This is a genomic window from Ornithinibacillus scapharcae TW25 (genome assembly GCF_000190475.1).
Lineage (GTDB): Bacteria > Bacillota > Bacilli > Bacillales > Amphibacillaceae > Ornithinibacillus > Ornithinibacillus scapharcae.
Genome location: NZ_AEWH01000049.1, coordinates 1 through 6,949, shown reverse-complemented (window position 1 = coordinate 6,949; position 6,949 = coordinate 1). Strand labels below are relative to the sequence as shown.

Below are 6,949 nucleotides of genomic sequence, written 5' to 3'. Positions count from 1 at the left end.
CTATTCAACATTTAGTTATGAAGGGGATCAAGGAGAGGGTATACAAGTTTCTAGGATTAGAAGCAAAGGCAGTATCAGTAATAAAGGAACCTTCTAGAAAGAATAAAGTTATCATTTCTCCTGGTAAAGGCAGACGACCTCAAATGAAAGATTGGACTATTGAACAATGTTTGATTTGGGAAATAAAGGATAGTATTGGCCAGATTCTTAGAATACCAAAAGAAAAACTGAATGTTGGAGAAAATCTTGCAGACTTTGGTTTTGATTCGATAAGTCTTGGAGAATTCGCGAGCGTATTAAGTGAACTATATGAGATTGATGTAACTCCGGATTTGTTTTTCAGTTATCCAACGATTGAGAGATTAAGTAGTTATTTACTGGAAAATTATATTGAAGACATGAATAAGTACTACCAAGAAGGTGAGGAAGTTTCGTTTGCTAAAACTGAAAATACCTCAAAATTAGAGAATCCTATAAATAGTACACAGAAAAAAATAAGACGTAATCATTATCATCGAACATCTACAAGTACAAAAACTGATGAACCGGTAGCAATTATCGGAGTAAGTGGAAGATTTCCAGAAGCTCGAAGCGTGGACGAACTTTGGACTTTACTTTCTGAGGGGAGAGAAGTTATACGAGAAGCACCACAGTCGCGTTTGGAATGGGTGGAAGATGATGGGGAGAACAAAAGATTTGGAGTATTGCCGGGAATAGCAGAATTTGACCCATTATTTTTTGGGATATCACCACGTGAAGCGAATTATATGGATCCTAGGCAACGATTATTGCTACAAGAATCCTGGAAAGCGCTGGAGGATGCTGGCTACGGATCTAAATCATTTGAAAATGAAAGAATTGGCATGTTTGTTGGAATCGAGGACGGCGATTATAGGTTTATGACAAAGGAAAGTAGCGAAAGTGGAGTTACTTCTAATAATAATGCTGTTCTTGCAGCAAGACTCTCTTATATTTTAAATTTAGACGGACCTAATATGGCAATTAATACTGCGTGTTCCTCTGGCCTTGTAGCAGTACACCAAGCATGCCAGAGCCTCCGGAGTGGTGAGTGCGACACTGCCATTGTTGCAGGGGTGAATCTAATGATTACTCCATATAGCTACAATAGTATGCAGAAAGCAGGAATGCTATCAGAAGATGGAAAGTGTTACGCCTTTGACAAACGAGCAAATGGCATGGTTCCTGGTGAGGCTATTGGAGTCGTTGTTTTAAAAAGACAATCCAAAGCAGAAGCAGATTGTAATCCTATCTACGCTACGATAATGGGAAGTGGCATCAACTATGACGGAAAGACCAATGGAATTACCGCACCAAGCGGAAGTTCACAAAGTAAGCTTATGAAGGAAGTCTATCAACGATTTAAGATAAACCCACAGAATATGGAATATATCGTTACGCATGGCACAGGGACGAAGCTTGGAGATCCAATCGAAATCAATGCACTAGTAGAAGCATTTAAAGATTTTACGGAGAAAAGCAGTTACTGTGCTCTATCATCAGTTAAGCCAAATATCGGACATACTTTAGCGGCTTCGGGAATAGTAAGCCTTATTAGTCTTGTTATGTCATTAAAACATGAAACGATTCCAGCTAGTATCAACTGTGAAGAACCAAATGATTATATTCATTGGGAGAACAGCCCATTTTATGTAAACAGATCAAATCAGGAATGGAAAGATAGAGATGGAAAGCAACGACTAAGTGCTGTCAGCTCTTTTGGCATGAGTGGTACGAATGCACATGTGGTGGTCCAAAGTTATGCACCAAAAGAGAAGGGAAATAAGCTTTCAACTCAACATAATGAAAAGCCCTACTATCTTCTTGCCTTATCTGCAAAGACAGCAGAAGCATTACAACAAAAAATACAGGACATGCAGGTGTTCTTTCAAGAAAACCTAACTATGCAACCAGAGGAACTGGCAAATATAAGCTATACATTGATGGAAGGAAGGCAGCATTTTCCCTATAGATTTGCAGTTGTAGTAAGGAATGTAGCTGAAGCTATTCGGGTGTTCAGTGGGCAGACTGACTCGGAAAACGAACCGAATATCTTTAATGGTTCTGTACCAAAAGACTTTACTGTTCGTGCTGTAATAAATAGGACTATAGAGGAATTAATTCAGGAGTGTTTAGAGGTTGAGGGACATTCTAGATTGTATAAAGAAAATCTTTATGCTTTGGCTGAATATTATTGCATGGGATATGAAGTTTCTTGTAAAGACCTTCTAAGTAATATAGGACTAAGTAAAGTTAACCTACCTACATATCCGTTTACACGGGAGGAATATTGGTTACCTGATACAGAAAAATTACTTCATACTACTGTAATGGCTGGGGCAATACATCCACTCCTTCATCAGAACACCTCAGATATTAGTAGTCAGCGATATAGTTCATGGTTCTCAGGTAAAGAAATATTCACGAAAGCAAATGAAGAAAAGGGAGAAAGTGTTTTAGTAAATGCGGCCCACATTGAAATGGCACGTGTCGCTTCTAGCCTGTATATGAACGGTCAACAATCTAGTATTCTCTTAAAAGATGTTTATTGGAACGAACCTGTGACAATAAATGATAAATCAAAGCAGATAAATATTGCATTATATGAACAAGCTAATGATGAGATTGTCTGGGAAATATATAGTGAAAATGGTGAAGGCGAAGAAGGGTATATTGTGAGTAGTGAGGGCAAGGCGATGATAAAGGATACAACAATCACTAAAAGTCTTGACCTAGAAAAAATAAAGGAGCAATATCCTAAAGGTTTATATACACCGGAAATGAAAAAAATGAAAAGTGATTTAACTATTGATAGTCTAGTTGAAGGATTATGGATAAAAGATGGACTTTCCAATGTGGAAAATAGGGAATTATTAATTAAGTTTAACCAATCTCATGGACCTATTCAGAAAGGCTTTAAAGAATCCGTAGTATTGGATCCAACCATACTCGATTCATGTCTTCAAGCTATCCATTTTTGTCAAGATAATAGACTAAATAAAGTAAATATATCTATCGTGAGAGAGGCAGAATTTAATGCGGGTACAGATAACATTACTTGGGCAATCCTCCAAGTACACCATATCGAAAATGCAGAAATAGATTCGTTAGAAATGGATATTTCATTTTATGATGAACATGGACATGTTGTAAGTGCTATAAAAGGATTAGTAGCTACAAGTGATAGTAATGACATTGCTTTAACGGTGGCTAATGAGTCCGAGATAGACTCTGTCCAAACAAATGTTCAACTGAATGAGCGCTCTGAAAACAGCGAAATAGTACATACCACAGGAAAAGGTAGAAGAGTCATCATGAAGGGATGGACTGTAGAGCAGTGCGTTCTTTGGGAATTAAAAAACATCGTTAGCCAAACACTTGAAATACCTGAAGAGAAGCTGGATGCGGATGAGAATTTAGCAGATTTCGGGTTCGATTCTATTAGTCTAGCAGAATTTGCAATCAATATTAGCGATAGATATGAATTAACAATTACTCCTGATGTGTTTTATGGTTATCCCACCATTAATAGGCTAAGCCTATACCTACTAGAAGAATACACGAAAGAGATGGAGAACTTTTATCATGTGAATGAGGAGAAGGTTCGTCCTGAACCACAGAAGGTTCAACATTTAAGTGACAAGCTGAATACTCATAATAACAGTACAAAGATAAGACGTAAACGTGAAGGTAAAGTAAGTAGAAGTTCACAGGAAAAAGAGCCAATAGCAATTATTGGACTAAGTGGTAGATTTCCAGAGGCAGAAAACGTAGAGGAGTTGTGGTCTATATTATTTGAAGGTAAAGAAGCAGTACGAGAAATTCCACTTGATCGTTTAGAGTGGACGGGGACTCATAAAACAGGCAATGAAAAAGGAATTCGTAAAAGAGCTGGGTTATTGTCCAGTATCGATGAATTTGATCCTCTCTTCTTTGAAATCTCACCACGTGATGCTGAATTAATGGACCCTAGGCAACGGTTGTTATTAGAAGAAACATGGAAGGCACTTGAGGATGCCGGATACGGGGCAAAGTCATTTGAAAATGAAAAGGTTGGCATGTTTGTTGGCATTGAAGATGGAGATTACAAGCAATTAGTTGATAATGAGTCAAGCATTACTTCCAACCATAATGCCATACTCGCAGCTCGACTTTCTTATTTCTTAAATCTAGATGGACCGAATATGGCGATTAATACAGCATGTTCTTCTAGCTTAGTAGCATTACATCAAGCATGTCTAAGTTTACGGAATGGAGAATGCGATACTGCCATCGTTGCAGGTGCAAATATCATGGTTACTTCTGAAAGTTACAATGGTATGTATAAAGCTGGAATGCTTTCAGAAGATGGTGCATGTTATGCCTTTGACAAACGAGCAAACGGGATGGTTCCTGGCGAGGCTATTGCTGTTGTTGTCTTAAAAAGACTTTCAAAAGCTGAGGCGGATTGTAATCCAATCTATGCATCAATTGTGGGAAGTGGCATCAACTATGATGGGAAAACAAATGGTATAACAGCTCCAAGCAGAAGTTCTCAAAGCAAGCTTATAAAAGATGTGTATGATCGATTCCAGATTAATCCACAAGATATGGAATATATTGTTACCCATGGAACTGGGACGAAGCTTGGGGATCCAGTTGAAATAAATGCACTCGCAGAGGCATTTAAAGGTCATACGGAAATGAAGAATTATTGTGCTCTGACATCCGTCAAACCAAACTTTGGACATACACTTGCAGCCTCAGGATTAGTAAGCCTAATAAGTCTAGTAATGTCATTAAAGCATGAAACAATTCCTGCAAGTATCAACTGTGGACAGCTTAACGATTATATTCAGTGGGAAAAAAGTCCATTTTATGTGAATAGAGCAAATAGGGAATGGAAGGATAGAGATGGAAAGAAGCGACTAAGTGCAGTAAGTTCTTTCGGCATGAGTGGAACTAATGCGCATGTTGTAGTGCAAAGTTATGGTGTTGATGGAATTCAAGAGGAGCAGTCAACTAACCAAGTAGAAAAACCATACTATCTACTTGCCCTATCAGCAAAAACACCAGAATCATTACAGAAGAAAGTCCATCATTTGAAAGGGATGTTTGAGCGAAATATAGATATGGCACCATCTGCCCTGGCAAATATTAGTTATACATTGATGGAGGGAAGACAGCATTTTCGACATCGCTGTGCGGTAGTCGTAAGTGATAGGGAGGATGCTATTACGGTGCTTGGACAAGCAATGAGTAATGGAAGCGTGCCGAATTTGTTCAAGGCAACCGTCTCAAGAGATTTTGTACCACAAAATGCTATCTCACAGTCGATAGGCGAGTTGATAGAGAAGAGCCATAGATTGGAAAATTCCCTTTTTGAATATCAAGAGATTCTTTATGCATTAGCAGAATATTACTGTATTGGTTATGAAATCTCGTGTGAAGCACTCTTTAAGAATAGATTAAGAAAAGTTAGTCTTCCTACTTATCCATTTACAAAGGAAAAGTATTGGGTACCAACGGAGATGAGGAAAACGCCGATACAGGTATTGAAAACCGACACTATCCATCCATACGTTCATGAAAATACCTCAGATCTTAGAGGGCAACGTTTTAGTTCTGTATTTACCGGCACAGAGGATTTCTTACATTCTACCAATGAGAATAATTCGTATTTACCAGATTTAGCACATTTAGAAATGATTCGGGTAGCGGCTCTACGTTCCATGAGCCCAAGTGAAGGTTTTACCATCGTGATTCAGGACGTTGAATGGTTAGAACCTGTAATGATAGACCAAAATACACTGGTTCATAGTGGTTTATATCCAGATGGTGATGGTGGTCTTGAGTGGGAAATTTATGCAGAAGCGGAAAGCTCTGAAGAAGAGCCTGAAGTTTGTAGTGAAGGGAAAATAAGGGCTGTAGAAGCGAAGGGTATAGAAGCACCACACTATGAATTAGCTGTCCAGTTTCCTGTTCCTTTATCTATGGATGATATCAGCAAAAGATTGGATTTCTATATGGAAGAGATAAGGACAGTTAATACGGAACAAAGAAGTCTTCTAGTTTGTTTTAAAGATAGGATAGAAAAAGAGAATCAAGGATATAAAGAACGTGAAGTGTTAGATGTCGGCTTACTGGAAGCCTGCCTTGAAGCGGCAAATGTTTATCTCACTAATAATATAGGTTCTATTAGACTGTTTTCTATGAAAAAAATAGAGATTCCAGTACAGGCGGGCCAACCAACATTTGGGGTAATCAACATGATAAACACCGAACAGGATAGCCTCTTGGAGCTTGATATCGTGTTATATGATCAATCTGAAAATGTAGTGGCTGCTATAACCGGTCTTCAGTATCAAAATCAGAATATTGAGGAAGTGGTTCCTCCTATTAAATCAAAAACGGAACCGAAGGAACAGTATGAATTGATGACGTTTGAAGAGAAATGGGAGGAATCTGCATTAACACTAGAAGAAAAACAGCTTCATAGTGTTGTTGTATTAGTGACAGATGAAAACCGTCGTCAGGTCATCGAAAGGAATCTGAAACAACTGAACCCTGAGATAACGATAAACTTCATCGGGTTTGGAGAAAGCTATCAAAAGGAATCCACAAACCGTTACACCGTTCATTATGGAGATAAAAGCGGTTATGTCGCATGTTTGAAAGATATTATGACATCGGTCGGTAAGGTGGACGCAGTCCTCTATCTATGGCCAACAGAGGAGGAAAAATGGATTACCGATCCTACCGGGATACTATTCCTACTTCAAGGAATCGCAGAAGCTAAGTTGAAACCTGACAGAGTCTTACTTGCTGGGGGATATCAGGACGACCTGGAACGTTCTCATCTAGAATCCTGGATTGGAATCGAACGTTCTACAGGACTCGTTATGCCAGGAACAAAGGTCAGCATCATCATTGCCAACCGGAATGAAACACA

The 6,949-nt window shown here is 38.6% G+C and carries 1 protein-coding gene; it reads left to right on the top strand.

From position 1 onward, the window contains the following. Positions 1-6,949 (top strand): beta-ketoacyl synthase N-terminal-like domain-containing protein (locus G5W_RS22855; protein WP_029191117.1); only part of this gene is annotated, 6,949 nt, incomplete at both ends.